Source organism: Bradyrhizobium elkanii USDA 76 (assembly GCF_023278185.1).
Classification (GTDB): domain Bacteria; phylum Pseudomonadota; class Alphaproteobacteria; order Rhizobiales; family Xanthobacteraceae; genus Bradyrhizobium; species Bradyrhizobium elkanii.
In genome coordinates this window covers 3,522,357-3,544,524 of sequence record NZ_CP066356.1, presented here as the reverse complement: position 1 = coordinate 3,544,524, position 22,168 = coordinate 3,522,357, and the positions used below count along the sequence as shown (strand labels likewise).

The 22,168-nt window shown below is 62.0% G+C and carries 18 protein-coding genes; 8 read left to right on the top strand and 10 right to left on the bottom strand.

The window, feature by feature from the left end:
* Positions 1–216: 216 nt before the first annotated feature.
* The 3 genes from JEY66_RS16885 to JEY66_RS16875 form a co-directional block, all read right to left on the bottom strand.
* Entirely contained in the window at positions 217–1,083 is an 867-nt protein-coding gene (locus JEY66_RS16885) for an MlaD family protein (protein WP_018272595.1), read from the bottom strand.
* A gap of 119 nt (positions 1,084–1,202) precedes the next feature.
* Positions 1,203–1,973: an ABC transporter ATP-binding protein gene (locus tag JEY66_RS16880; protein ID WP_026193023.1), complete on the bottom strand. Its 771-nt coding sequence runs from the start codon at positions 1,971–1,973 to the stop codon at positions 1,203–1,205.
* 2 nt (positions 1,974–1,975) lie between these two features.
* Positions 1,976–3,109, bottom strand: a complete 1,134-nt coding sequence (locus tag JEY66_RS16875) for an MlaE family ABC transporter permease (RefSeq protein WP_018272597.1) — start codon at positions 3,107–3,109, stop codon at positions 1,976–1,978.
* 141 nt (positions 3,110–3,250) lie between these two features.
* On the opposite strand from JEY66_RS16875, the gene dgcA reads away from it, so the two are divergent.
* On the top strand, positions 3,251–4,252 hold the full coding sequence (gene dgcA, locus JEY66_RS16870; RefSeq protein WP_018272598.1) for an N-acetyl-D-Glu racemase DgcA: 1,002 nt from the start codon (positions 3,251–3,253) through the stop codon (positions 4,250–4,252).
* Here dgcA and JEY66_RS16865 read toward each other — a convergent pair.
* On the bottom strand, positions 4,249–5,421 hold the full coding sequence (locus JEY66_RS16865) for an MFS transporter (protein ID WP_018272599.1): 1,173 nt from the start codon (positions 5,419–5,421) through the stop codon (positions 4,249–4,251). The two genes, dgcA and JEY66_RS16865, sit on opposite strands and share 4 nt — an antisense overlap.
* A gap of 234 nt (positions 5,422–5,655) precedes the next feature.
* On the opposite strand from JEY66_RS16865, the gene JEY66_RS16860 reads away from it, so the two are divergent.
* Positions 5,656–6,789: a hypothetical protein gene (locus JEY66_RS16860; protein ID WP_307724582.1), complete on the top strand. Its 1,134-nt coding sequence runs from the start codon at positions 5,656–5,658 to the stop codon at positions 6,787–6,789.
* Positions 6,790–6,929: 140 nt separating this feature from the next.
* Here the strand turns inward: JEY66_RS16860 and JEY66_RS16855 are convergent, their stop codons facing one another.
* The 4 genes from JEY66_RS16855 to thiD form a co-directional block, all read right to left on the bottom strand.
* The gene (locus JEY66_RS16855) at positions 6,930–7,919 is read right to left on the bottom strand and encodes a threonine/serine dehydratase family protein (protein ID WP_018272601.1); all 990 of its coding nucleotides are present in this window, start codon (positions 7,917–7,919) and stop codon (positions 6,930–6,932) included.
* Positions 7,920–7,975: 56 nt separating this feature from the next.
* The gene (locus JEY66_RS16850; RefSeq protein ID WP_018272602.1) at positions 7,976–9,067 is read right to left on the bottom strand and encodes a glycosyltransferase family 4 protein; all 1,092 of its coding nucleotides are present in this window, start codon (positions 9,065–9,067) and stop codon (positions 7,976–7,978) included.
* Entirely contained in the window at positions 9,064–9,876 is an 813-nt protein-coding gene (locus tag JEY66_RS16845) for a UDP-2,3-diacylglucosamine diphosphatase (protein WP_026193024.1), read from the bottom strand. The genes JEY66_RS16850 and JEY66_RS16845 overlap by 4 nt, the downstream gene beginning before the upstream one ends.
* 299 nt (positions 9,877–10,175) lie before the next feature.
* Positions 10,176–10,973 (bottom strand): bifunctional hydroxymethylpyrimidine kinase/phosphomethylpyrimidine kinase, encoded by a 798-nt coding sequence (gene thiD / locus JEY66_RS16840; protein WP_018272604.1) that lies wholly within the window; start codon positions 10,971–10,973, stop codon positions 10,176–10,178.
* Between the two features lie 204 nt (positions 10,974–11,177).
* Between thiD and JEY66_RS16835 the strand changes: the two genes are divergently transcribed.
* Positions 11,178–11,423, top strand: coding sequence for an Lrp/AsnC ligand binding domain-containing protein (locus JEY66_RS16835; protein WP_016845986.1), 246 nt, complete (start codon positions 11,178–11,180; stop codon positions 11,421–11,423).
* Between the two features lie 122 nt (positions 11,424–11,545).
* Here the strand turns inward: JEY66_RS16835 and JEY66_RS16830 are convergent, their stop codons facing one another.
* On the bottom strand, positions 11,546–12,475 hold the full coding sequence (locus JEY66_RS16830) for a c-type cytochrome (RefSeq protein WP_018272605.1): 930 nt from the start codon (positions 12,473–12,475) through the stop codon (positions 11,546–11,548).
* A gap of 165 nt (positions 12,476–12,640) precedes the next feature.
* On the opposite strand from JEY66_RS16830, the gene JEY66_RS16825 reads away from it, so the two are divergent.
* Positions 12,641–13,063 (top strand): CHRD domain-containing protein, encoded by a 423-nt coding sequence (locus JEY66_RS16825; protein WP_018272606.1) that lies wholly within the window; start codon positions 12,641–12,643, stop codon positions 13,061–13,063.
* A 170-nt stretch (positions 13,064–13,233) separates the two neighbouring features.
* On the opposite strand, the gene JEY66_RS16820 is transcribed toward JEY66_RS16825, so the two are convergent.
* Entirely contained in the window at positions 13,234–15,666 is a 2,433-nt protein-coding gene (locus tag JEY66_RS16820) for a M10 family metallopeptidase C-terminal domain-containing protein (protein ID WP_018272607.1), read from the bottom strand.
* Between the two features lie 2,185 nt (positions 15,667–17,851).
* Between JEY66_RS16820 and tnpA the strand changes: the two genes are divergently transcribed.
* The 4 genes from tnpA (at position 17,852) to JEY66_RS16800 (ending at position 20,575) form a co-directional block, all read left to right on the top strand.
* Positions 17,852–18,274, top strand: coding sequence for an IS66-like element accessory protein TnpA (tnpA, locus tag JEY66_RS16815; RefSeq protein ID WP_080650387.1), 423 nt, complete (start codon positions 17,852–17,854; stop codon positions 18,272–18,274).
* A complete protein-coding gene (gene tnpB / locus JEY66_RS16810; protein WP_018272609.1) occupies positions 18,271–18,618 on the top strand; it encodes an IS66 family insertion sequence element accessory protein TnpB in 348 nt (115 codons plus the stop codon). Before tnpA ends, tnpB begins: the two co-directional genes overlap by 4 nt.
* Before the next feature lie 68 nt (positions 18,619–18,686).
* A complete protein-coding gene (tnpC, locus tag JEY66_RS16805; RefSeq protein WP_018272610.1) occupies positions 18,687–20,339 on the top strand; it encodes an IS66 family transposase in 1,653 nt (550 codons plus the stop codon).
* Positions 20,336–20,575 (top strand): hypothetical protein, encoded by a 240-nt coding sequence (locus JEY66_RS16800; RefSeq protein ID WP_018272611.1) that lies wholly within the window; start codon positions 20,336–20,338, stop codon positions 20,573–20,575. Before tnpC ends, JEY66_RS16800 begins: the two co-directional genes overlap by 4 nt.
* Positions 20,576–22,168 lie beyond the last annotated feature (1,593 nt).

Below are 22,168 nucleotides of genomic sequence, written 5' to 3'. Positions count from 1 at the left end.
CTGTGGCACCGGCGTGCCAGTACTGACCGGCGCCATTGCGAGGAGCGCAAGCGACGAAGCAATCCATCGCGCCGAGCATGCGGAACGATGGATTGCTTCGCGGAGCCTGTCATCGGGCGCGCGTTCGCTCGACCCGCTGGCTCGCAATGACGGGTCTGGCAGCGAAGGAAGGCTATTCGCTATTGGCTATTCGCCACGCACCAGTCGCCTGTCACGTCATTGCCGCCGCCGCGGCCCGGGTGCCGCCGGGGCCGGTGCGGGCTCGGGTGCGGCGTTGTTGCTGCCGCCGAAGATCACCCGACTCGGGTTGCGGTCGAAATTATTCACCGCACGGCTGATGTCGGACAGCGTCCTGCGGCCGTCGTTGATCAGGAGATTGGAGCGCTTGTCGAGATCCTCGGCGAGCTCGCGGATCGACTTCACCATCAGGTTCAGTTCGCTGCCATTGTTACCGCCCGCGATCGCATTGAGGCCCAGCATCAGGCTGTCGGCCTTGCCCATCACGCCGTCGACCTTGAGCATGACGTTGTCGATCTTCTCGGAATTGCGCGCCAGCGCCTGGGTGAAGACCTCGAGATTCTTCAGCGAATTCTTCACCGACTGCTGATTGTCGGCGACGATGCGGTTGACGTTTTGCAGGGTGGCGCGGATCGCCTCGGTGACGTCCTGCAGCGCATTCGGGTCGGCGGTCAGAACCGGGATGCCGTCCTCGTCCAGCGGCACCGGCGGGGCGGCCTCCTCGCCGCCCTTGAGCGAAATCGCGGCGACGCCGGTGAGTCCCTGGAACTCGAGACCGACCAGGGTGTCCTTGCGGAGCGGTGCGTTGTTCTCGATCATCGCCAGCGCGACCACGCGTCGCGGGTTGTCGAGCTTCACGGAGACCACTTCCCCTATCCGAATACCGTTAAAATTGACATTGCCGCCGTTGCGCAGGCCTGACGCCGGCCCTTCGAAGATCACCCGCAAGGGGCTGCGCTGCTTGGTGGTGTGGAGGCTCTGGAACCACAGCACGAAGCCGAACGCGGCGGCGATCACCGCCAGCGTGAAAGCCCCGATCAATACGTAGTTCGCCCGCGTTTCCATCAATTGCTCGCGTTAATCACTCTTGGGCCCTCGCGCAGCCGGCTGCGCTCGAACCCGTCGAATTCCCTGTTGGCGCATGATCTCGTCCGAAAATCGGCTCCAGGTTTCGGGATCATGGGCTAGGCCACAACGGCACGGGCGCGCTTGCCGTTGAAATATTGCTGCAGCCATGGATGCTGCGATGCCTTCATGTCGGCGATCGATCCTGCAGCAATGATCTTACCGTTCCCTAAAACGGCGATACGGTCGCACGCGGTGTAAAGACTGTCGAGATCGTGCGTTACCATGAAAACGGTCAGCCCCAAAGTGCGCTGCAGGGTGCGCACCAGCTCGTCAAACTCGCCGGCGCCGATCGGATCGAGACCCGAGGTCGGCTCGTCGAGAAACACGAGTTCTGGATCGAGCGCGAGTGCCCGCGCCAGCGCGACGCGCTTGATCATTCCGCCCGACAATTCCGACGGATAACGATCGGCGACTTCCGGCTTCAGCCCGACCATCACGAGTTTCGCCACCATGATCTCGTCGAGCAGCCGCTGCGAGACGCGCAGATACTCGCGCGCCGGAAACTGGATGTTCTGGCGCACCGTGAGCGAGGAGAACAGCGCGCCCTGCTGGAACAGGATGCCCCAGCGGCGCTCGACGGCACGGCGCTGCGAGGTGCTCGCGGCGTCGAGATCGACGCCGAACACCTCGATGCGGCCGGCGACCTTCGGCACGAGCCCGATGATGGTGCGCGTCAGCACCGACTTGCCGGCGCCCGAGGGCCCGACGAAGCCGAGGATCTCGCCGCGCCTGACGTCGAGGTTGAGGCCGTCGAGCACCCGCGTGTTGCCGAATTGAACGGTGATGTCGCGGACCCGGATGATGGCGTCGTTTTCCTCATCCGCCATGATCACATTCCGATCGAGGCGAAGAAGATCGCGAACACGCCGTCCATCACGATCACGAAGAAGATCCCTTTCACCACCGATGCGGTGGTGTGCTGTCCGAGCGACTCCGCCGAACCCTGTACCGCAAGGCCTTCGACGCAGGCAACGATACCGATCACCGCCGCCATGACAGGCGCCTTGACCATGCCGACGATGAAATGGTCGATCGATATGGCATCACGAAGGCGGAGCAGGAAGGCCTCCGGATCGACGCCGCCATAGAGCCAGGCCACCAGGCCGCCGCCATAGAGCGCGGCCATCGCGCCAAGGAAGGCCAGGATCGGCAGCGCCAGCACCAGCGCCAGCATGCGCGGCAGGATCAAGACCTCGATCGGATCGAAGCCCATGGTGCGCAGCGCGTCGATCTCCTCGCGCATCTTCATCGAGCCGAGCTCGGCGGTATAGGCCGAGCCGGAACGGCCCGCGACCATGATCGCGACCAGCAGCACGCCGATCTCGCGCAGCACCAGGACGCCCAGCATGTCGACGACGAAGATGTCGGCGCCGAACCTGCGGAAATGGAAGATGCCCTGCTGCGAGATGATGCAGCCGATCAGGAAGGTGATCAGCACTACGATCGGCACCGCGCGCCAGCACACCTGCTCGAGGTGATGCACCGTCGAGGTCAGGCGAAAGCTGCGCGGATGGATCAGCACCTTGCCCGCGGCCACCAGCACCGCGCCGAGCATGTCGACGAGACCGATGATCGTGCCGCCGATCCCGGCCACGGTGCGCCCGATCTGCTCGAGCATGCCTGATATCGACAGCGGGTCGCTGACGACCCTGGGCGCGGGACCGACGCGGCGGACCTCGTCGACCAGGCTGGAATAATTGGCCGACAGGCCCGCGATCTCGGCTTCCGCACCGGCGTCGCTGAGGCTGCGGCGCAGCCGCTCGATCAGCCAGGCGCCGAAGGTGTCGAGGCTCGCGACCTGCGACACGTCGATGAAGATGTGCGGCCGGCTGCCGCGCAGCTTCTCCGCGTCGGAGACGATCCGCTCGAGCGCAGGGGCAAAGCGGGCTGTCCAGTTGCCCGCCGCACACAGCGCCAGTCCTTCGCCTTGGGCTATCCGCTCCAGTGTCGGGTCGCCGCTCACCTTTTGCCTACCCCTCAAGCCGGCTGGCTGCCGCTAACGCTGATCTCCGGCGCTGCCGGATCGGCTTGTCGAATCTGCCGCTAACCAGCCATAGTTGGCTGCGCGTCGCAAGCTACGGTTCAGGAAATTGTAGACTTTAAAATGACTTCCACCCCATCCGGAGCAATTTCCCTGACCGGTCGGATCGAGCGCTGGCCGATCGCGGGGACCTTCACGATCAGCCGCGGCGCCAAGACCGAGGCCGTCGTCGTGGTCGCCGAGCTAAGCCAGGGCGGCCTCATTGGCCGCGGCGAATGCGTGCCCTACCCGCGCTATGGCGAAACGCCCGAGGCGACGCTGCAGGCGATCCAGGCGATGCAGGCGCCACTCGCCGGCGGCATGGACCGCATCGCCTTGCAGGCCCGGATGCCCGCCGGCGCCGCCCGCAATGCGCTGGATTGCGCGCTGGCGGACCTTGAGGCCAAACGCGCCGGCAAACGGATCTGGAACCTGCTCGGCCGGCCCGCGCCGGAGCCGCGCACCACCGCCTATACGATCTCGCTCGGGACATCAGAGGCGATGGCGGAAGCCACCGCAAAGGCCGCGCATCGTCAGTTGCTCAAGATCAAGCTCGGCGGCGATGGCGACGGCGCACGGATCGCCGCCGTGCGCAAGGCGGCGCCTCGATCCGAGCTGATCGTCGACGCCAACGAAGCCTGGACCGAGGACAACCTCGCCGCCAATCTCGCGGCCTGCGCCGATGCCGGCGTCACCCTGATCGAGCAGCCGCTACCGGCGGGCAAGGACGAGGCGCTGGGGCGGATCCGGCGCCCGGTTGCGGTCTGCGCCGACGAGAGCGTGCACGACCGCGCTTCGCTTGCCGGCCTGCGCGGCCGCTATGACGCCGTCAACATCAAGCTCGACAAGACCGGCGGCCTGACCGAAGCGCTGGCGATGGCGGATGCCGCCCGTGCGCTCGGCTTCGAGATCATGATCGGCTGCATGGTCGCGACCTCGCTTGCGATGGCGCCGGCGATGCTGATCGCGCAGCAGGCACGCTTCGTCGATCTCGACGGCCCGCTGCTGCTGGCGAAGGACCGCGACCACGGCCTGCGCTACGAGGGCAGCCTGGTCTATCCACCCGACGCCGCGCTCTGGGGCTAATCTGTGAGACGCTTGCGCGCCAGCCACATCACGAGCCCGCCCGTGGCCGCCATTGCCGCCATCATGTCGTAGACGCCGAGCCCGAAGCGGGCATAGACCATGCCGCTGACGATCGCAGTGGTGCTCGCGACAATGCCGCCGCAGGCGGTGAGATAGCCTTGCGCGCGCGCCATGACGTGAACCGGCACGTGGTGCACCATCAGGCCCATGACGCCGACCTGCGTCAGGCCGAAGCTCAGCCCGTGTCCGAGCTGCACCACTGCAAGCACCGCAAGCGGCGGGTCCTGCGCGGTGATCGCCCAGCGCGCCGCGGCACTGGCGGCCGCGATCATCACCAGCACAGCCGACGGCAGCGTGAAGCGCGGCGAGGCCGCAAACAGCACGATCTCGGCGATCACGCCGAGCACCCAGAGACAAGCGATCGTCAGGCCGCTGAAGCCGGCCTGCTGCCAGGCAATCGATGCGAAGATGTAATAGGCGCCGTGGCTGCCCTGGATCAGCGCCGAGGACACGATGATGGCGAGGAAGGTGGGATTGCGCAGCAGTTTTGGCGCGCCGGCCGCAGGTGTGACGGCAGCCACTGGGCGGCCCAGCGGCCGCAGCGTCAGCCCGACCAGCGCACCGAGCACCGTCACGGCCGTGATGATCCAGATCAGGTCGACCTCCGCGACATAGCGGAGCAGGAAGCCGCTCAGCAGCGCGCAGACAGCGAAGGCGGCCGAGCCCCAGAGCCGCAGCGGTCCGTAGCTGAGCCCGAATTGCCTGACGCCGCGCAGCGCATAGGCGTCGGTGAGCGGCACCATCGGAGTCCAGACGCAGCAGGTCAGCGCGTAGATCGCCAGGAGCACGAACGGCTGGTGCTGGGTGCCGATCACGGCAAAGCCGAACGCCGTAGCGAATCCGGTGGCGATGATCGCCCCGCGCAGCATCTGGCGCCGTTCCGCCGCCGCGGTGACCAGCGGCAGCACGGTGAAGCGCGTCACCGGCGGCACCGCGGTGATGATGCCGATCCAGGTGGCGTCGATGCCGATCGCCTTCAGCCACACCGTGAAAAACGGCAGGTGAACCCCGGTCATGCCGAACAGCGTGGCATAGAATGCCGCAAGGCTGCGCGCGAATCGCCGCGATGCAACCTTTGCTGCGATGGGGATTTGTGATTCGGAAGACATCAATTCAATTGCGATTCGCGCGATATCGTGGTGATCGTTAGCGTAACGCGCAGTGATTTGCGCGGAGAGATTGTGATGGCCGAAGAAGCATTCGCCCTGTCGCCGATATCCGCCCGCGCGGCCCTGCCGAGCGAGGAGGACTATGCTGCGATCAGCGCGGCCTTCATGGAAACCTCGCGGGGCCGCTGGTTCCTCGGCGAATACGCCAAGCGCAACCGCAATGCCGATACCCGCATGGTGCTCGATGCCGTGGCTCGGATCGAGGAAAGCCTCAGCGCGCAGCGGCAAGCCGCCGCAGCGGCGATCAGGGACGAGCAGCTGGCGCAGGCGCTGGCCGCCCTGCGCGGCGCAATCGAGGCCGCCCAGGCCTCCGCCATCGCCGCGCTCGACGGCATCAGCTTCGAGCAGAGCCTCGCGCCGGTGCGCAAGGGCGTGCGGGTGATCAGGGAGATCTCCTGGCGGCTGCGCGAGATCGGCAATGACGGCCGGATCTGCGACATCATCGATTCGCAGGTCAGCGCGATCGAGGCCGGTGCTGCCGAGGTCTCGATGGACGACGCCAAGGCCGTACTGGATGCCGGCTTCGCTGCGCTGGCACGCCGCCTGAGCGAGTTCGATCCGGACAAGGCGGCGACGCCTGCGGCCGAGCCTGATGTGGCCGAGGCGCCGGTTGCGGAGCCGCCAGCAGCGGCCCCCGCGTCGCCACCGGTGGCCGAAAGTGCAGCCCCCGATATGGCCGCTACGCCGCCAGCGCCGCCTCAGGAGGCCGCTGCGACGCCGAACGTCGAAGCCGCGATTCCCGCCGCTATGCCCGGCACTGAGGCCGCTACGGCCGTCTTGCCGCAACCGAGCGAAGCCTGGATCAAGGCTGAAGCCGCGCTGGCCGAAGCCGAGGCCGCAGAACTCGCCCGCGTCTCCGACGAAGCGGCGGCCGACGCCCATGACGAGGCGGTGCTCGACCTGATCGCGATAGAGATGGGTGCGCCCGATCCGATCGACGAGGAGGCGATCGCGGAGGAAATGCGCGCCGCCGAGGAGATGCGCGTCGCCGAGGCAATGGCCGCTGAGCCGGAAATGGTTGCGCCAGCCATTCAGCCCGAGCCTGCACCGGCGCCGAAGGTCGAGGTCAGAGCCGAAGTCAAGATGGAGCCGGCACCGCGAGCGGCGGCGCCGATTGCCGAGACTCTGGTGATGCCGCCGCCTCTCCCGCCCGCCGTTGAGCCTGCCCTTGCTCCCGCAGCGGAGATCTCACTCGGCTCGACGATCATCGCCAGCGGTCTTCTGAAAAGGCCAAGCGTCGCGGCCAACGATCCACTCGCGCCGATCCGCCGCATGAGCCAAGCCGAGAAGATCGCGTTCTTCTCGTAACCTCGACTTTTCATATCTGGTCATTGCCGGGCTTGACCCGCGCACGACGACTGATGCGCGAAGCATTCATGTCCCATGGACCTGCATACGCAACGTGAGCCAGCTCATGTACCGCGGCAGCATCTGTGCCTAACCCGGTGTCAGGCAACCAGTTTCGCGAACAGGTCGGCGTCGACATTGCCGCCCGACAGCACGATGACGACGTTCTTGCCCTTGGCATCGATCCGCCCGGCAAGCAGCGCGGCGAGTCCGACCGCGCCGCCGGGCTCGACCACGAGCTTCAGCTCGCGATAGGCGAAGGCGACGGCGGCGCCGACTTCGTCATCGGTGGCGTTGACACCGTTCGCCAGCAGCTTGCTGTTGATGGCGAAGGTCAGCTCTCCCGGCATCATCGCCATCAGCGCATCGCAGATGGTCCGCGCCGCGACCGGATGCGCCTCGCGATGTCCGACCTTGAGCGACAGGGCGTGATCGTCATAGCCCGCGGGCTCGGCGACGATCACCTGGGCCTGCGGATATTTCGCTTTCACCGCGGTCGCGACGCCCGCGATCAATCCGCCGCCTGAAGCCGGCGCAACCACGATGTCCGGCGTCAGTCCGAGCGCAGCCATGTCCTCGGCGATCTCGCGGCCGGCGGTGCCCTGGCCCGCGATCACGAAGGGATCGTCGTAGGGGCGCACCAAGGTCGCGCCGCGCTTGCCGGCAATGCCGTTGGCGATCGCCTCGCGGTCGTCGCGATCGCGGTCGTAGAGCACGACTTCGGCGCCATAGGATTTGGTGCGCTCGCGCTTGGTGATCGGCGAGTCCGCAGGCATCACGATGGTCGCCTGCATGTTGAGGATCTTGGCCGCCGCGGCGACGCCCTGGGCGTGGTTGCCGGAGGAGAACGCCACGACGCCGCCGCTCCGCTTGTCCTGCGGGATCGAGGCGAGCTTGTTGAAGGCGCCGCGAAACTTGAACGATCCGGTCCGCTGCAGCATTTCGGGCTTGAGGAAGACCTGGGTGCCGACGCGTTCGTTGAGAACGGGGAAAGTCAGGAGCGGTGTGCGCACCGCGAACGGCGCGACCACCCTTGCGGCGGCATCGATGTCCGCGGCAGCGACGGGTGGATTGAGAACGGTGTCCGTCATTCGCGATTTGTATCGCGGCGACGGGCTGGCGGGCAAGACGCTTTAGCGTGACCCAACTAGCGTGAGTTTGGCTGAGGTGTCGGCAGGACGGCGAAATGGTGCTCTTCGGCACCAAATTCGAACGCCTCCCCCTCGCCATCCGGCGGCGCGGGACGGACGTTCATGCAACGGTCGATGAACACCCGGGCCGACGCCTGCCAGGTGTGGAGCGCGGCGAAATCGACGCAGGCCTGCCGCGGGATGCTGAGCGCTTCCAGGCAGGCATGGCGCAGATCCTCGTCGAGCACACCGACTGGCGCCGCGCCGATCACGTCGCGGGGACCGGTGACCGGAAAAGCGGCAACCGGCAGGCCGCTCGCCAACGCTTCAAGCAGCACCAGACCGAACGTATCGGTCCGGCTCGGGAAAACGAACACATCGGCCGCGGCATAGATCTCAGCCAATTCTTCCCCATGGCGGGCACCGAGGAACACGGCGTCCGGATATTTCCTCTCCAGCGCCGCCCGCGCCGGGCCGTCGCCGACCACGACCTTGGTTCCCGGCAAATCGAGATCGAGGAAGGCCTCCAGGTTCTTCTCCACCGCCACCCGGCCGACGCTGAGATAGACCGGCTGCGGCAGGCAGAGATCGACGTCGCGCGGATGGAACAGCGCGGTATCGACGCCGCGCGACCACAGCACCACGTTGCGGAAGCCGCGCTGACGCAACTCGGCCGCCAGCGCCGGGGTCGCCGCCATCACCGCCCGGCTCGGCCGGTGGAACCAGCGCAGCGCCCGCCACACCCAGGCTTCCGGGACCGGCGTCCGCGCCGAGACGTATTCGGGGAAGCGGGTATGGAAGCTCGTCGTGAACGGCAGGCCGCGCTTGCGGCAATAGCGGCGCGCCGCAAGCCCGATCGGGCCCTCGGTCGCGATATGGATGCTGTCGGGCCTCGCCGCCTCGATCAGACTTGCGACCTTGGCCCGGTAGGGCAGCGCCAGCCGGAGATCGCGATAGCTCGGCATCGCGAAGGTGCGGAACTCGTCCGGCGTCAGGAAGCTCACCTCGACGCCGAGCGATTTCGCCGCCTGTGCCATCATGGTCAGCGTGCGGACAACCCCGTTGACCTGGGGATGCCACGCATCGGTCGCGACCAGGATATGCGTCATGCAGCGCGTGCCGTCACTCGCGGAACCGGCGCGATCCGGCGCACCGGGTCGGTCCAGGTGATGATCTCGAAATGGCCGTCCTCATGCTCGGCCAGCGCGGTGCAGCTCTCCACCCAGTCGCCGCAATTCATGTAGCGGATGCCGTGCTCGTCATGAATCGTCGCGTAGTGGATGTGGCCGCAGATCACGCCGTCGCAGCCGTGGCGCCGTGCCTCGCCGGCAAGCGTCGCCTCGAACGCGCCGATATAGTTCACCGCCTTCTTGACCTTCAGCTTGGCCCATTGCGACAGCGACCAGTACGGCACGCCGAACATCTTGCGGAAGAAGTTGACGAAGCGATTCATCTGGATCGCGAAGTCGTAGGCCTTGTCGCCGAGATGGGCGAGCCAGCGCGCGTTCTGCACCACGAGATCGAAAATGTCGCCGTGGATCACGAGGTAGCGCTTGCCGTCCGCGCCGGTGTGAACGGTGTTCTCCACCACGTCGATGCCGCCGAAATGCGTGCCGTAATATTTGCGCAGGAACTCGTCGTGGTTGCCCGGGACGTAGATCACCTTGGCGCCCTTGCGCGCCTTGCGCAGCATCTTCTGCACGAAATCGTTATGGGTCTGCGGCCAGTACCAGTTCGACTTCAGCGCCCAGCCGTCGACGATATCACCAACGAGGTAGATCGTGTCGGCATCGTGAGAGCGGAGGAAGTCCAGCAGGCGGTCGGCTTGCGAACCGCGGGCTCCGAGATGGACATCGGAGATAAACAAAGTGCGAAAGTGCCGCTCGGGACTTTCTTCACTCAAGGAGTCACTTCCCATGCCTGTGCACCTAACAGATTCCTGTGACAAGGCGATGACGATCCCCGCGACCCAAGGCCCCACAAACAGTTAACGAGAATCAGCAGCACGCCCCTGCCCTGCGGATAACAGCAGCGTGCGACAATCTGGCGACATCGGCGGTCGCGGCTGCGTGGAAGAGGCGGTGTGTTGCCTGCGTAACGCGATGGAACGACGCGAGGTGCGTAGCCCGGATGAAGGGAAGCGCAATCCGGGGAGCTTCCGCGCATCATCCGTTCCCGGATTTCGCTACGCTTCATCCGGGCTACAAGTCACGGCAATCAGTAGTACTTGTGAAAGTGATGCACCGGCCCATGGCCGCGGCCGACGGCAAAACGATCGGCAGCGGCGATTGCTTCGGTGATCCAGGCCTTGGCGTTGCGCACGGAGGTCTCCATGCCCTCGCCCTTCGCGAGCTCCGCTGCGATCGCCGAGGACAGCGAGCAGCCGGTGCCATGCGTATTGGCGGTCGCAATGCGCGGCGCAGCCAGCGCGATGCTGCGCTCGGCATCGATCAGATAGTCGATGCTGTCGGCGCCGTGGCCGTGGCCGCCCTTGACCAGCACCGCGCGACATCCCATCGCCAGCAATCGCTTGCCTTGTCGCTCGACGTCGGCCTCGCTTGAGGCGACCGGCTCGTTGAGCAGCGCGGCCGCTTCCGGCAGGTTCGGCGTGATCAGCGAGGCCAGCGGAAACAGCAGGGTCTTCAGCGCATCGACCGCCTCGGCGGCAAGCAGCCGATCGCCCGAGGTTGCGACCATCACCGGATCGAGCACGATGTGGCGCGGCGCCCAGCGCCTCAGCCCATCGGCGATCGCCGCGATCGTCTCGGCCTGTGCCACCATCCCGATCTTGACCGCGCCGACCTCGAGGTCGGAGAATACCGCGTCGATCTGGGCGGTGACGAATGACGCGGGCACCGGATGGATTCCGCTGACCCCCATGGTGTTCTGCGCGGTCAGCGCCGTGATCGCGGAGGCGCCATAGACCCCGAGCGCGGCAAAGCTCTTGAGGTCGGCCTGGATGCCCGCCCCGCCCGAGGAGTCCGAGCCGGCAATGGTGAGCGCGACCGGCGTCATCGTGCAGCACCGGCGGTTGATACGAATGCGACCATCGCGAACAAGACCATGGCCTGTCCTAGCCCGACCGTGGATCGACGGCAAGTTCGCCTGACTTTACCACGAGTTGGCCTTGCCTTGACGCCGCCTTGCCCACTTCTTGTCCCCTTGCCTTGGCCGCCCGTTTTGGGCCTATAGTCGCGGAAATCCCCGGAGACGACTTTGATGGTTCCTTTCTTCGTCCAGATCAAATGCAAGCTCGGCCAGTCCTACACCGTCGCCAACGCGCTGGCGGAGGCCGAGATTGCGTCCGAGATCTATTCCACCGCGGGCAACTACGACCTCCTGGTCAAGTTCTACGTCGACCACGACACCGACATCGGCCATTTCATCAACGAGAAGGTTCAGGTGATCCCGGGCATCCAGGACACTCTCACCATCATCACCTTCAAGGCGTTCGGCGCGAAGTAGATCATGCCCACGAGCGCACGATGAGATTGGGTCGAGCTTGAACGGCGTCGAAAGTTCACCTCTCCCTTGGGAGAGGTGAACCGAAACCGCGGCGAGCCGATTCAAGCAAAACTCATCCCGCTTTACGACTCCTTCTCCTTCTTCACCGGCTTCGGCGGTCCCTCGACCGGCGGCAGCGACTTGATGTACTCGGCGATCGCGTCGCGGTCGGACGACGAGAGTTGCGAGGTATTGCGGATCACGCGCACCATGGATCCGCCCGCGCTATCGCCGTCCGGCGTCTGGCCGCTCTCGAGGAAATAGGCGATATCCTTCACACTCCAGTCCGAGATCCCCCTCGGCGTGATGTTGGGCACCCAGCCTTCGCCCTCCGGATTCGGACCACCGGCGAAGCGCTGCGCGATGACGATGCCGCCGAGGACATTGCGCGGGCTGTGGCACTCGGCGCAGTGGCCAAAGCTGTTGACGAGATAGGCGCCGCGATACCAATGCGCCGAGCGGCTTGCATCCGCGATGAACGGCTTGCCGTTCATGAACAGCAATTTCCAGACGCCGACATTGCGCCTGATGTTGAACGGAAACGGCAAATCGTGGTCGCGCACCTTGCCGGCGACCGGCGGCAAGGTCTTCAGATAGGCGAACAGGTCGCGCACATCGCTGACCTTGGCGTGCTGATAGGACGGGTACGGAAACGCCGGGAAATAGTGCGCGCCCGATGGCGAGGTGCCCTTCATGACCGCCGTGACGAAATCGGCCTCGCTCCAGCGGCCGATGCCGTCGTTCGGGTCGGGCGAGATATTCGGCGCATAGAATGTACCGAACGGCGAGGTGATCGCGAGCCCGCCGCCGAGCCTCGTGCGGTCGTCCTGCTTCGGCACGGCATGGCAGGAGGAACATCCTCCAGCATTGAACGTTGTGAGGCCGTTGGCCAGGTCAGGCTGATAGGCTGGCAGCGCGCCGGCGGCAACGGTCGCGGGGATCGTCAGCCACCAGAACACGCCGACGCCGATTACGCCGGCCAGTATCGCCAGGAGGAAAATTCGTCGCAGCATTCACCGATCCGTCATTGGTCGCGTCAGTTCATGGACCAGTATGATGGCAACCAGTCGGACAAGCTCGCATCAAATTTGCCGCACCCACGATCATTTGGGGAATAAATCCGAAAAGCCGCTGTTTGAAGATTGCAACCATCCTGTGACGTCAAAGGGGAGAGAACCATGTCGAACAAGACCTTGCTTGCCACGCTGACGCTCGGCGCCGCCATCGCCCTCGCCGGTCCGGCCTTTGCCGAGAAGTTCACGGCGAAGCTGGATAGCAAGAGCGAAGTGCCGCCGAATACCAGCGCCGGCACCGGCACCGCCGACATCGACTACGATGCCGCCAGCAAGAAGTTGAGCTGGAAGCTGACCTATTCCGGCCTCTCGGGCCCGGTCACCGCCGCGCATTTCCACGGCCCCGCCGAGGCCGGCAAGAATTCCGGTGTCGCGGTCGCGATCCCGAACGCGACGTCGAGCCCTGTCGAAGGCAGCGCAACACTGACCGACGCGCAGGCCGCCGATCTCCTCGCCGGCAAGTACTATGTCAACGTTCACACCGCGGCCAACCCGGGCGGTGAGATCCGCGGCCAGGTGACGAAATGAGCTAAATCAAAACTGTTAACTTGAGCTGCCCATCAAGACCAGCGACGGCATTTCTGTTTTATGCGGAGCTTCGTCTCTCAATTGGAAGGGTTCTCCGAAACGACGATCCCTTGCTTAGATTACTTAGTGTGTTGTTCCAGACCAGAGATTCGATGGATTTCTGGTACGCCTCAAATATGAAACATATCGCCCACGCCAACTCCTCCATGCCTCAAGATGTCGGCACCTGGCTCCTGATCGAAGTCGCCAACGTACCAACCTTGCACATCGACGCCAGCGGTCGCCCAGCTGCCGGCGTACACGAACGAGGAGCCGGTCGACAAAAACACATCTGCCCCAGATACTCCGGGGAGATACCTGAAAATATCGTCCTTTCCATCACCGCTGAAATCGCCAACGTACCACTTTCCGCTATTTCCGGCACCAGTCCAACTACCAGCGTCGACGAATGAGGAACCAGTCGACAAGAAGACGTGTGCGCCGGATACTCCCGGCTCGTACCGGAGAATATCCGACTTACCGTCACCATTGAAATCGCCGACGAACCATCCCTCACTACCGTTGCCAGCGGGTGTCCAATCGATCGGATTAGCGAAATCGGTACCGTTTGAAAGCAGCACCTCCGCTCCCGAGACGCCGGCTTCGTATCGGAATATGTCGTCCTTGCCGTCGCCGTTGAAGTCGCCAACGTACCATTTCCCGTCATTGCCCGCTGGCGTCCAATTGGTCGGACTACCAAACGAGCTGCCATTGGAGAGCAGAACCTCAGCACCGGAGATGCCTGGATCATACCGGAGCACGTCGCTTTTTTCGTCACCGTTAAAATCACCAACGAACCATCCCTCGCTGCCATTACCCGCCGGCGTCCAACTTTTTGCGCTTCCAAAGTTCGCTGAGGCATTTAACTGAACTTCCGCCCCTGATACCCCTGCAGAGTAGGAAAAGATGTCGTCTAGACTATCGCCATTGAAATCACCGACGTACCAACGACCATCATTGTCGACTGACGTCCACGCGCCACCGTAGTGAAATTGCGTAGGCTCGACGAATACGCCGTAGGTGCCTGTATTCGAACCAAACGCGCTCGCATCGACGTAGTATAGTCCGGTTGTACTTGGATTGAAGATGATACGGGAATTTAGCCCGGGTCCACTGTCATCATCTGTCGCAACCAAGATCCCTGACGCATCATGAAGATTTAGGAGTGGGTCCGACAAGGTGCCCGTCCCGGTTGCCGTGCCGCTCTCACGGATTGTGTAGGACTGTCCTGCGCTTAACGTAGTGCTGAACCAATCATGATCGCCAACGAATTGCGTGCTGCCGATTAAGAATGCGCTATTCGAGTTTAGGGACGCTGTTGTACTAGGACCGCCAACTCCGTCATCCACGATAGTAACGTCGCTAAAGATGAACTCTTCGATGCTATTCAACGTATCAGTCCCTTGGGCATTGCCAGAGACCGCATAGTGGTGATTATCGCCTTCAGTGATCGCGAACTGACTCAGTGACCCGGCAAAAACGACGGCATCGAATCCGCCGTTTCCCGAAAGTATATTGTTGATTGTGTTGCCATAGAGCGTGTCGTTTCCGCTTCCGCCTACCGCGTTTTCAATGAGCACTCCCGCGGCAATGGCAATGTTGTCAGTGTCGCCGCCAGTACTCGAAAAATAACCAATATCAGTACTGTTGTTTACTCGTAGATCGATGACTTGATTTTGCGAATAACCCGAAAAGTCGAAGGTATCAGTACCGCCCGCATCCCATACCGCGAAGACGGTATGCTGACTTGACGATGTGATGCTGTACACGCCTCCGACAGTTGAATTGAATCCATACACGTCGTCGCCGGCTCGAGTGGAATAATTTGAGCCGTAGAGCCGCTGGATCGCCGCAATATCATCAAGAGCGGGCGTTTCGTTGTAGACAGAAAACGCCCCCCCTGTGTTAACTTCGCTGAAATAGCTCATCACCGAGTATTGTCGGGTATCCTCAATGTATGCCGCATTGCTATTGTAGGTAATTGTTTGGCCAGGTCCCGCGTTGTACGCCCCTGGGTGCTCCAACCCGAGCGCATGACCGATCTCGTGGATCATCGATTCCCATTCGTACGTACCTGGGTTGATGGCATTCGCGTTTGCGAAAGCTAGATTGAAGAAGACGTCGCCGTCCGAACTCGTAGCCACCTGGTTGTTTGAACTAGGGTAAAACGCGAAAGCCTCGGAGCTATCATTTGGATCGTTATAATTCCGGAAGAGAATAGTTGCGTTGTTGGTGTTGCCCTGATCGGAAAACGTGATTCCGGAGACACTGGACCAAAATGCCAAAGCTGCTCGCGCGGCCGCCTGTTCTGAAGCCGTAAACGCGGAAAACCCACTGACGTTGTGGCCAGTAACGGAATAGCCAGCTGCGGACGGCGCGAACCCGAATGTAATGGGGCCGGTTGCGACTCCAAGGGTGGTGCCCCAGTGATAGTTATCTCGGGTGATCTGGATACCCGCTTGGCTGATCGTCTTGTCAGACGTTGGGCTTGATATGGGATCACCCAGATCAGCCGAGCCAAAACCATCGGCTATGAAAAGATCGCCACCCAAAATATTCTTCATCAGAAGCCCTGCTCTTTTCAATGTTTAACTGAAATCTGCCTTCGCTTTCTCGGCCTTGCAACGGCTTTTCGCACACAAGCTCAAGGGGGCATGCTCGATCATTCGAACTGGTGCAATAGCTCATCGCGCATCAACGTTGTCAGAGATCGCTACCGGCCCAAACTGCGTGGCTATCCGAGGTTCAGTGCTGTTGGCCCCTTTCCGAAATTCGATATGTCGAACAGATCAGTGCCACCAACACCATACCCAAGAGAACGTCTGTGTCGCTCGCAACGCGGCAACGATAGAGATCCGACCTCTGTGCGTCATACGCCGTTTAGGCCATGATTCAAGAAGACTGGGCTGACCGCTCCGGTCACGAACAAACCTGCAACCAGACAGCCGCGTGCTTCACAGACTATGTGGCATCATTCGATCGGACAACTTTGTTCGAGAAGATGCAGGCGGCGGCATGGATGCCGCGCGTGTATCCAAGTCGATAACCCAGCCAGTAACCCAGCCCAACGCCGGCCGCCGCCGGCAAGAATAACTCAACAAACACCTCGGTCGCCCCCTTTGTGACCGCAAAATGAAACGTCTCTATATGAGCACACCAAGTGCGGAACAATACCGTCAACAACTTAGGTTACTTCGGCCATTGGGGGAAGCACAGCGCGCCGGCCAGCTGAGAATTCGAGCTTATAGCCCAAATGGGCCACGACAATTGAGCTACGCAAACTCTAATGGATCGAGGGCTGCGGTCGGGTCTTTTTGATGCATTTTGTTGTCATTGCAGTCGCCGTTGATGGCCGCACTGCTAGATTTGCCTGATTCAGGAGAGGACGAGGGCGACGCGACTAATTCGTCTGCAAGAATGAATTGGATCGGTCCGATATCGATATTGGCTATAATCGCACTTTTAGTAGCGATCGTAATGGACGCTTACCTGACAAAATGCACACGAGGGACAATATACGTGGTCTTCATTTTGCACGCCCGAGTCCTATGACGCCGCTTTAGCAAACGCTAACGATGCTGCTCCTTCGCGCTCTTCCCCGGGTGGAACGCGTCACCACGATCTTACGGACATGTTACTGCTTGCACGCTCGCGACCGCGGTCCAACCTGAGCACACGTTTCAATCCGGAAATTCGACTGCTGCTTTTGCTCAAGAAACGCAACCCAACACGATCAACTGTGCCGCGTTTGCAAAGCAACCGGACTCAACGGCAGCGAGGCGAACGTCGAATAACCATCCATGACGTAACCTTTCGCGAGCCTCTTCAGGACATTCTGCCCGAACGTGACCTTTTCGAAGAGACAGACCTCCGGGGACGAACAAATGACCTTGTCGGCGAAATAGACCTAAACGGCCGCAATAAGCTTCGGCATGCATCCTATAAGCAAATGTGCGGCGGTTGGTCTGCGTGCTTGGCTAGGGCGTAAATTGACCGGAATCTCTGCATCGTGTGTACGTTGTTTGATCTCTAAATTTCGAGGAGTGACACCAACGCCCGCGTTAGGAGTCTTTTGCCTAGTAGGAGGCCTCGACGCGGCGAGGCCGGGCACGTCGGACCATCCCGAATTACAGGTAATCGCTCGGCGAATGGGCCGATTTTACTGCGCATGAGGTTGACCATGTCCGTCTCGATGCGATTTTGGCGCCCGCGCTATTAGCCCCCGCAACAACAAGATCGGCATCGTTTGCCCATCAAGGTCCAATTCGCATCATTGAACCGTATCCCTCTAGGTTGAGAGCCCGCCCGGGTGCTGACAAACAGGCCCACTATTGCAGATACCGTGAACCCGTTAGCCATATTGCTGCCAAACGTGACGTTGGTTGCGGTCGCAGCGCCGGTGCGAAGCGAGAAGCCGCCAACTTGGGTGGACGGGTCCCAGAATTGATCACCATCGATCAAAAACGCAACTGATCGTCCCAGGCGCATGCCACCCACGCTGGAGGCGGCAGCGCCGCTACTGCCGGCCAATCACAATGTTGCCAGTGACATTGGTATTGTTGACAAACGTTCTTCCGAGGGAGCTATCGGCGACTATCGAGATGGTGATCGGGCCCTGATCTGCCACACGAACCAAAAGCGCACTGGTATCCCGCACTGCGAAAGATTCGCCTGACAGTGCACTACTGTCGTATCCCTCCGGGGGCGACCGCCTTGCCGAGTGAGGTGGCAACGTGAAGACATAGGCGCATGACTGACTATATGCCTATGCCGAAGGTTTCCCGACTTGAAGTCGTCTCGACGGGCGCACGGCGCCGCTGGACTTTGGAGGAGAAGCAGCGGATCGTTGCCGAGAGCTACAGCGGGCCACGATTGGTGTCGGTAACGGCACGTCGCAACGGATTGTCGACGAGCCAATTGTTCACGTGGCGCCGGCTGGCGCGCGACGGCCGGCTGGCGGAGGACGCGGTGCCTGCGCTTGTACCCGTGGAGATCACCTCTACGCCAGCTTCGGCATCGACGTGCGCGCCGCAGGTGCCGTCTTCACCGCCTGCGCAGCGCGCGAGGGTCGGAATCATCGAGATCGAGCTTGGTGGTTGCCGCGTGCGGGTAGATCGTGACGTGGACACTGAGGCGCTACAGCGGGTTCTCGAGCTCCTGCGACGCCGATGATCCCGATCCCGAGCGGCGTCAGGGTCTGGATCGCCACTGGCCACACCGATATGCGTCGCGGCATGCGAAGCTTGGCTCTCACAGTGCAGGAAAGCCTGAAGCGGGATCCTCATGCGGGCGATCTCTACATCTTCCGGGGGCGCAGCGGCGATCTGGTCAAGATCCTTTGGCATGATGGGTTGGGCATGTCGCTTTATGCCAAGCGTTTGGACCGCGGCAAGTTTATCTGGCCTTCGGCGTCGGACGGTGCGGTATCGATCTCGGCGGCCCAGATGGCCTACATGCTCGAAGGCATCGACTGGCGGAATCCGCAACTGAGCTGGCGGCCGCGGAGCGCGGGTTGAGCAAATATCTGCGGCCTTCAGCTTTTTAAGGAGTCCCATCGCGTCCAACTTGTGATTCACTGCGTCGCATGAATGCTGATCGCGACGCTGCTCCGGATGACGTTGCCGCCCTGAAAGAGGCGTTGGCGGCCGAGCGCGCGAAGGGGTTTGAGATCGCCGCCGAGCTCGCGGTCGCCCGCGCGAAAGCGTCGGAAGACGAGGCGCTGATTGCCCAGCAGAAGCTGCAGATCGCCAAGCTGAAGCATCAGATCTATGGGCAACGATCGGAGCGTTCGGCGCGGCTGATCGAACAGCTGGCGCTGACGTTCGAAGAGCTGGAAGCCGACGCCACCGAGGACGAGCTTGCGGCGGAACGGGCCGTGGCCAAGGCGACGGCGGTGCGCGGATTTACGCGCAAGCGCGCCGAGCGCCAGACGTTCCCCGAAAATCTTCCCCGGGAGCGGGTGGTGATCGATGGGCCAACGGCTTGCGATTGTTGTGGGGGCACTCGCCTGCGCAAGCTCGGCGAGGACGTAACTCGGACGCTGGAAGTGGTACCGCGCCAGTGGAAGGTGATCGAGACGGTCCGGGAGAAGTTCTCCTGCCGCGACTGCGAGAAGATCAGCCAGACGGCGGCGCCGTTCCATGCCGTCGCCCGCGGATGGGCCGGCCCGAGTCTGTTGGCCATGATCATGTTCGAGAAGTTCGGCCAACATCAGCCCTTAAACCGCCAGGCGGAGCGCTACGTCCTGGAAGGCGTGCCGATCGCGCTGTCGACCATGGCGGACGCCATGGGATCGGTCTGTGCGTCGCTGGATCCCCTCCTGCGCTTGGTCGAAGCCCATGTCATGGCGGCCGAGCGCCTGCATGCCGATGATACGACCGTGCCCGTACTGGCCAAAGGCAAGACCGATACGGCGCGATGCTGGATCTACGTCCGGGACGACCGGCCGTTTGGCGGCGCGGGGCCGCCGGCGGCGATGTTCTATTACTCCCGCGACCGCAAGGGCGAGCATCCCCGGGGGCATCTGGCCCGATATGCCGGCATCCTGCAGGCCGATGCCTATGATGGGTACAACCAGCTCTATCTAGCGGGACGCCAGCCAGGCCCAATCCGGGAGGCTGCCTGCTGGTCGCACGGACGGCGCCCGTTCTTTGCCATGGCCGACATCGAAGAGAATGCCCGGCGCAAGGCCGCCGGCAAGAAGGAGATCCCGCTCTCGCCGATCGCGATCGAGGTCGTGAGGCGGATCGACGCGCTGTTCGAGATCGAGCGCTCCATCAATGGCAGGAGTCCCGAGGATCGCCTTCAGGTACGGCAGACGCAGAGCCGGCCCCTGGTCGACGATCTTCAAGTCTACATGAGAGAACAGCTCGCCAAACTCTCCCGTGGGCACGACCTGACTAAGGCGTTCAACTATATCCTGAAGCGCTGGGCGAGCTTCACCCTGTTCCTCGATGATGGGCGGGTATGTCTGTCCAACAATGCCGCCGAACGAGGCCTAAGAGGTATCGCTCTGGGGCGAAAGTCCTGGTTGTTCTGCGGCTCTGATCGCGGCGGACGGCGTGCGGCGGCCATGTACAGCCTGATCATCACCGCCAAGATGAACGGCATCGACCCGCAAGCCTGGCTGGCGGATGTTCTCGCTCGCATTGCTGCCCACCCGGCTCACCGGCTGGACGAACTGCTGCCCTGGAATTGGACACCGGCATCAGCGCTCTCCGCTCGAGCAGCGGCATGACCACCCACGTCAACAAAGTCCATCACGTCACCACCATTGCCCAGGTCGCCAAGGACCTCGGCGAAGACGAAGATTGGCTGTGGGACATCGCCATCGAAATGGAGATCGAGCATGGCGTGATCTGGGTCTATGGCGTCGGAGAAGACGGCGTCCAGGCGTTCACCGACTTCGGAATCGAGAACCTGATCGAGCTTATCAAGTTCTACAAGGAAAACCCTGGACTGCTGAAGCGGTGACCTGCGGCCTACGCCGAATGGATACACTGGATGGACTTCCGAGCGCGCAAATAGTTCCGGCCCAGTGCATCTGGTTAGGCCAATACGCTCAATTCCCGAGTGGCTGACCTCGGTTTGGTAGACCTCGTCTAGGAAAGTGCTGTAGCTTGCGAGCAGTTACCGACCTTCGAGGGACCACCAACGTGTGCTTTGTTGCGTTAGTGCTGCTGCTCGCCGGCGTTTGCGTTTTTGGAGGCTGGCGCTTAGGCTACGCGAAAGGATGCGACGAGGGCATCCATTCCGTCGCCTGCCTATTTGCAAACGAATCCACCCCTTGGATGGGCCAACCGATAGCCTAAATTGCCCGCACCGTTTTCTATCGTTAGTCAGACGAAACGCCTGTCGAGCGTCGGTCGACGTGCACAAATCCGCCAATCAGGCATAGCCTGCGCGCCGGCAATTTGCTTGTTATCTTCAGCTTCATTTTGTTGGATTGAACGGTGATGAGCTGCGGTTTATCTCAAGCCCTTGTGCGTCTTGGCTGCTTTTCGAACCGCGTGTAAGGTAACCCCGATCCGCCGCGGCTGATGACTGGAACCTTACGGCGGCATTGCGGCTGATGTTAGACTGCCAGAGGAATTAGGCCCTGCCTGCTCAACAATGACTAACCGTACTCAAAAGATCACCGTTGGCGAAATGCGAGCCGAAGGTGTAAGCGGAGTCCTGATCTACTGCACCGACTTTACGTGCAGCCATTGGATTACCCGCAGCGCGGAAGACTGGCCAGACAGCGCTCGACTGTCCGATCTTGAGCAGCAATACAAATGCAATGTTTGCGGCAGGGTTGGCGTGGACATCCGACCGAATTTCGAAACTATCGTTCGTATAGCTCCAAAGTAGCGCAACAACTCCTGCTTCAGAGACAACGGATCCTGGTCGCGAAGCCAAACAACCACGAGCTCGCTTCAGTGCGGCCAGACGACGAACGGCCCGGACCATGTTGATCCAAGATTGAGACCTTTGATAAATTCTGCGTGGGATACGAGAAGCGCCTTGGAGCTTTCCCGTCATACAGCTGTTCGTCACGTAAACGCTCGATCGAACAAATGATATCTATTTGTTCGATCCAATCGTCTTACACTTCTGATTGTCGACAAGGCTCCCCCCTGGGCGTCAGTGACGGCTGTCTGACGGTCGCGCAGCAGTCGGTTCGTCTTGAAGTCTTGACCGGTCTATTAAGTCACGGCCCGTTCGGCGCGTGACCGCCGCAAGTCTTCGACAGTGAGGCGGCGTAGGAACCTCGCTTGATGCGAGCGGGTATGTCCTTAGGGCGTTCATGAGCGATGAAAAGGGAAGAAATCGCGCTGCGGCGAAGCAACAGACTCGATTGCAAAGTCCGGGCAGCAAACATCGCTTTCATCCCCGACAAGACCCACAACGCAAACATGCATGGCTGCGGCTTCAATTATTGCGGGCCACGTACGTCGATCGACAGTTCTCATGGAAAGACAAGGCGAGGTTAAATTGTGGCGTTTCGAGCGAAGGACGAGCCATTAAGATGGTCCATATAGAATGGAGAGCAATTAGCCGATCTGTTCGACTTGATCGAGACCG

Bases quoted from the DNA above. Each gene is read 5' to 3' on its own strand.
- JEY66_RS16835 (WP_016845986.1), top strand. From the start codon at position 11,178: ATGGTTCCTTTCTTCGTCCAGATCAAATGCAAGCTCGGCCAGTCCTAC.
- JEY66_RS16830 (WP_018272605.1), bottom strand. From the start codon at position 12,475: ATGCTGCGACGAATTTTCCTCCTGGCGATACTGGCCGGCGTAATCGGC.
- JEY66_RS16865 (WP_018272599.1), bottom strand. From the start codon at position 5,421: ATGTCTTCCGAATCACAAATCCCCATCGCAGCAAAGGTTGCATCGCGG.
- tnpB (WP_018272609.1), top strand. From the start codon at position 18,271: ATGATCCCGATCCCGAGCGGCGTCAGGGTCTGGATCGCCACTGGCCAC.
- tnpA (WP_080650387.1), top strand. From the start codon at position 17,852: ATGACTGACTATATGCCTATGCCGAAGGTTTCCCGACTTGAAGTCGTC.
- tnpC (WP_018272610.1), top strand. From the start codon at position 18,687: ATGAATGCTGATCGCGACGCTGCTCCGGATGACGTTGCCGCCCTGAAA.
- dgcA (WP_018272598.1), top strand. From the start codon at position 3,251: ATGACTTCCACCCCATCCGGAGCAATTTCCCTGACCGGTCGGATCGAG.
- thiD (WP_018272604.1), bottom strand. From the start codon at position 10,973: ATGACGCCGGTCGCGCTCACCATTGCCGGCTCGGACTCCTCGGGCGGG.
- JEY66_RS16850 (WP_018272602.1), bottom strand. From the start codon at position 9,067: ATGACGCATATCCTGGTCGCGACCGATGCGTGGCATCCCCAGGTCAAC.
- JEY66_RS16800 (WP_018272611.1), top strand. From the start codon at position 20,336: ATGACCACCCACGTCAACAAAGTCCATCACGTCACCACCATTGCCCAG.
- JEY66_RS16885 (WP_018272595.1), bottom strand. From the start codon at position 1,083: ATGGAAACGCGGGCGAACTACGTATTGATCGGGGCTTTCACGCTGGCG.
- JEY66_RS16855 (WP_018272601.1), bottom strand. From the start codon at position 7,919: ATGACGGACACCGTTCTCAATCCACCCGTCGCTGCCGCGGACATCGAT.
- JEY66_RS16860 (WP_307724582.1), top strand. From the start codon at position 5,656: ATGGTGCTCGATGCCGTGGCTCGGATCGAGGAAAGCCTCAGCGCGCAG.
- JEY66_RS16825 (WP_018272606.1), top strand. From the start codon at position 12,641: ATGTCGAACAAGACCTTGCTTGCCACGCTGACGCTCGGCGCCGCCATC.
- JEY66_RS16880 (WP_026193023.1), bottom strand. From the start codon at position 1,973: ATGGCGGATGAGGAAAACGACGCCATCATCCGGGTCCGCGACATCACC.
- JEY66_RS16845 (WP_026193024.1), bottom strand. From the start codon at position 9,876: ATGGGAAGTGACTCCTTGAGTGAAGAAAGTCCCGAGCGGCACTTTCGC.
- JEY66_RS16820 (WP_018272607.1), bottom strand. From the start codon at position 15,666: ATGAAGAATATTTTGGGTGGCGATCTTTTCATAGCCGATGGTTTTGGC.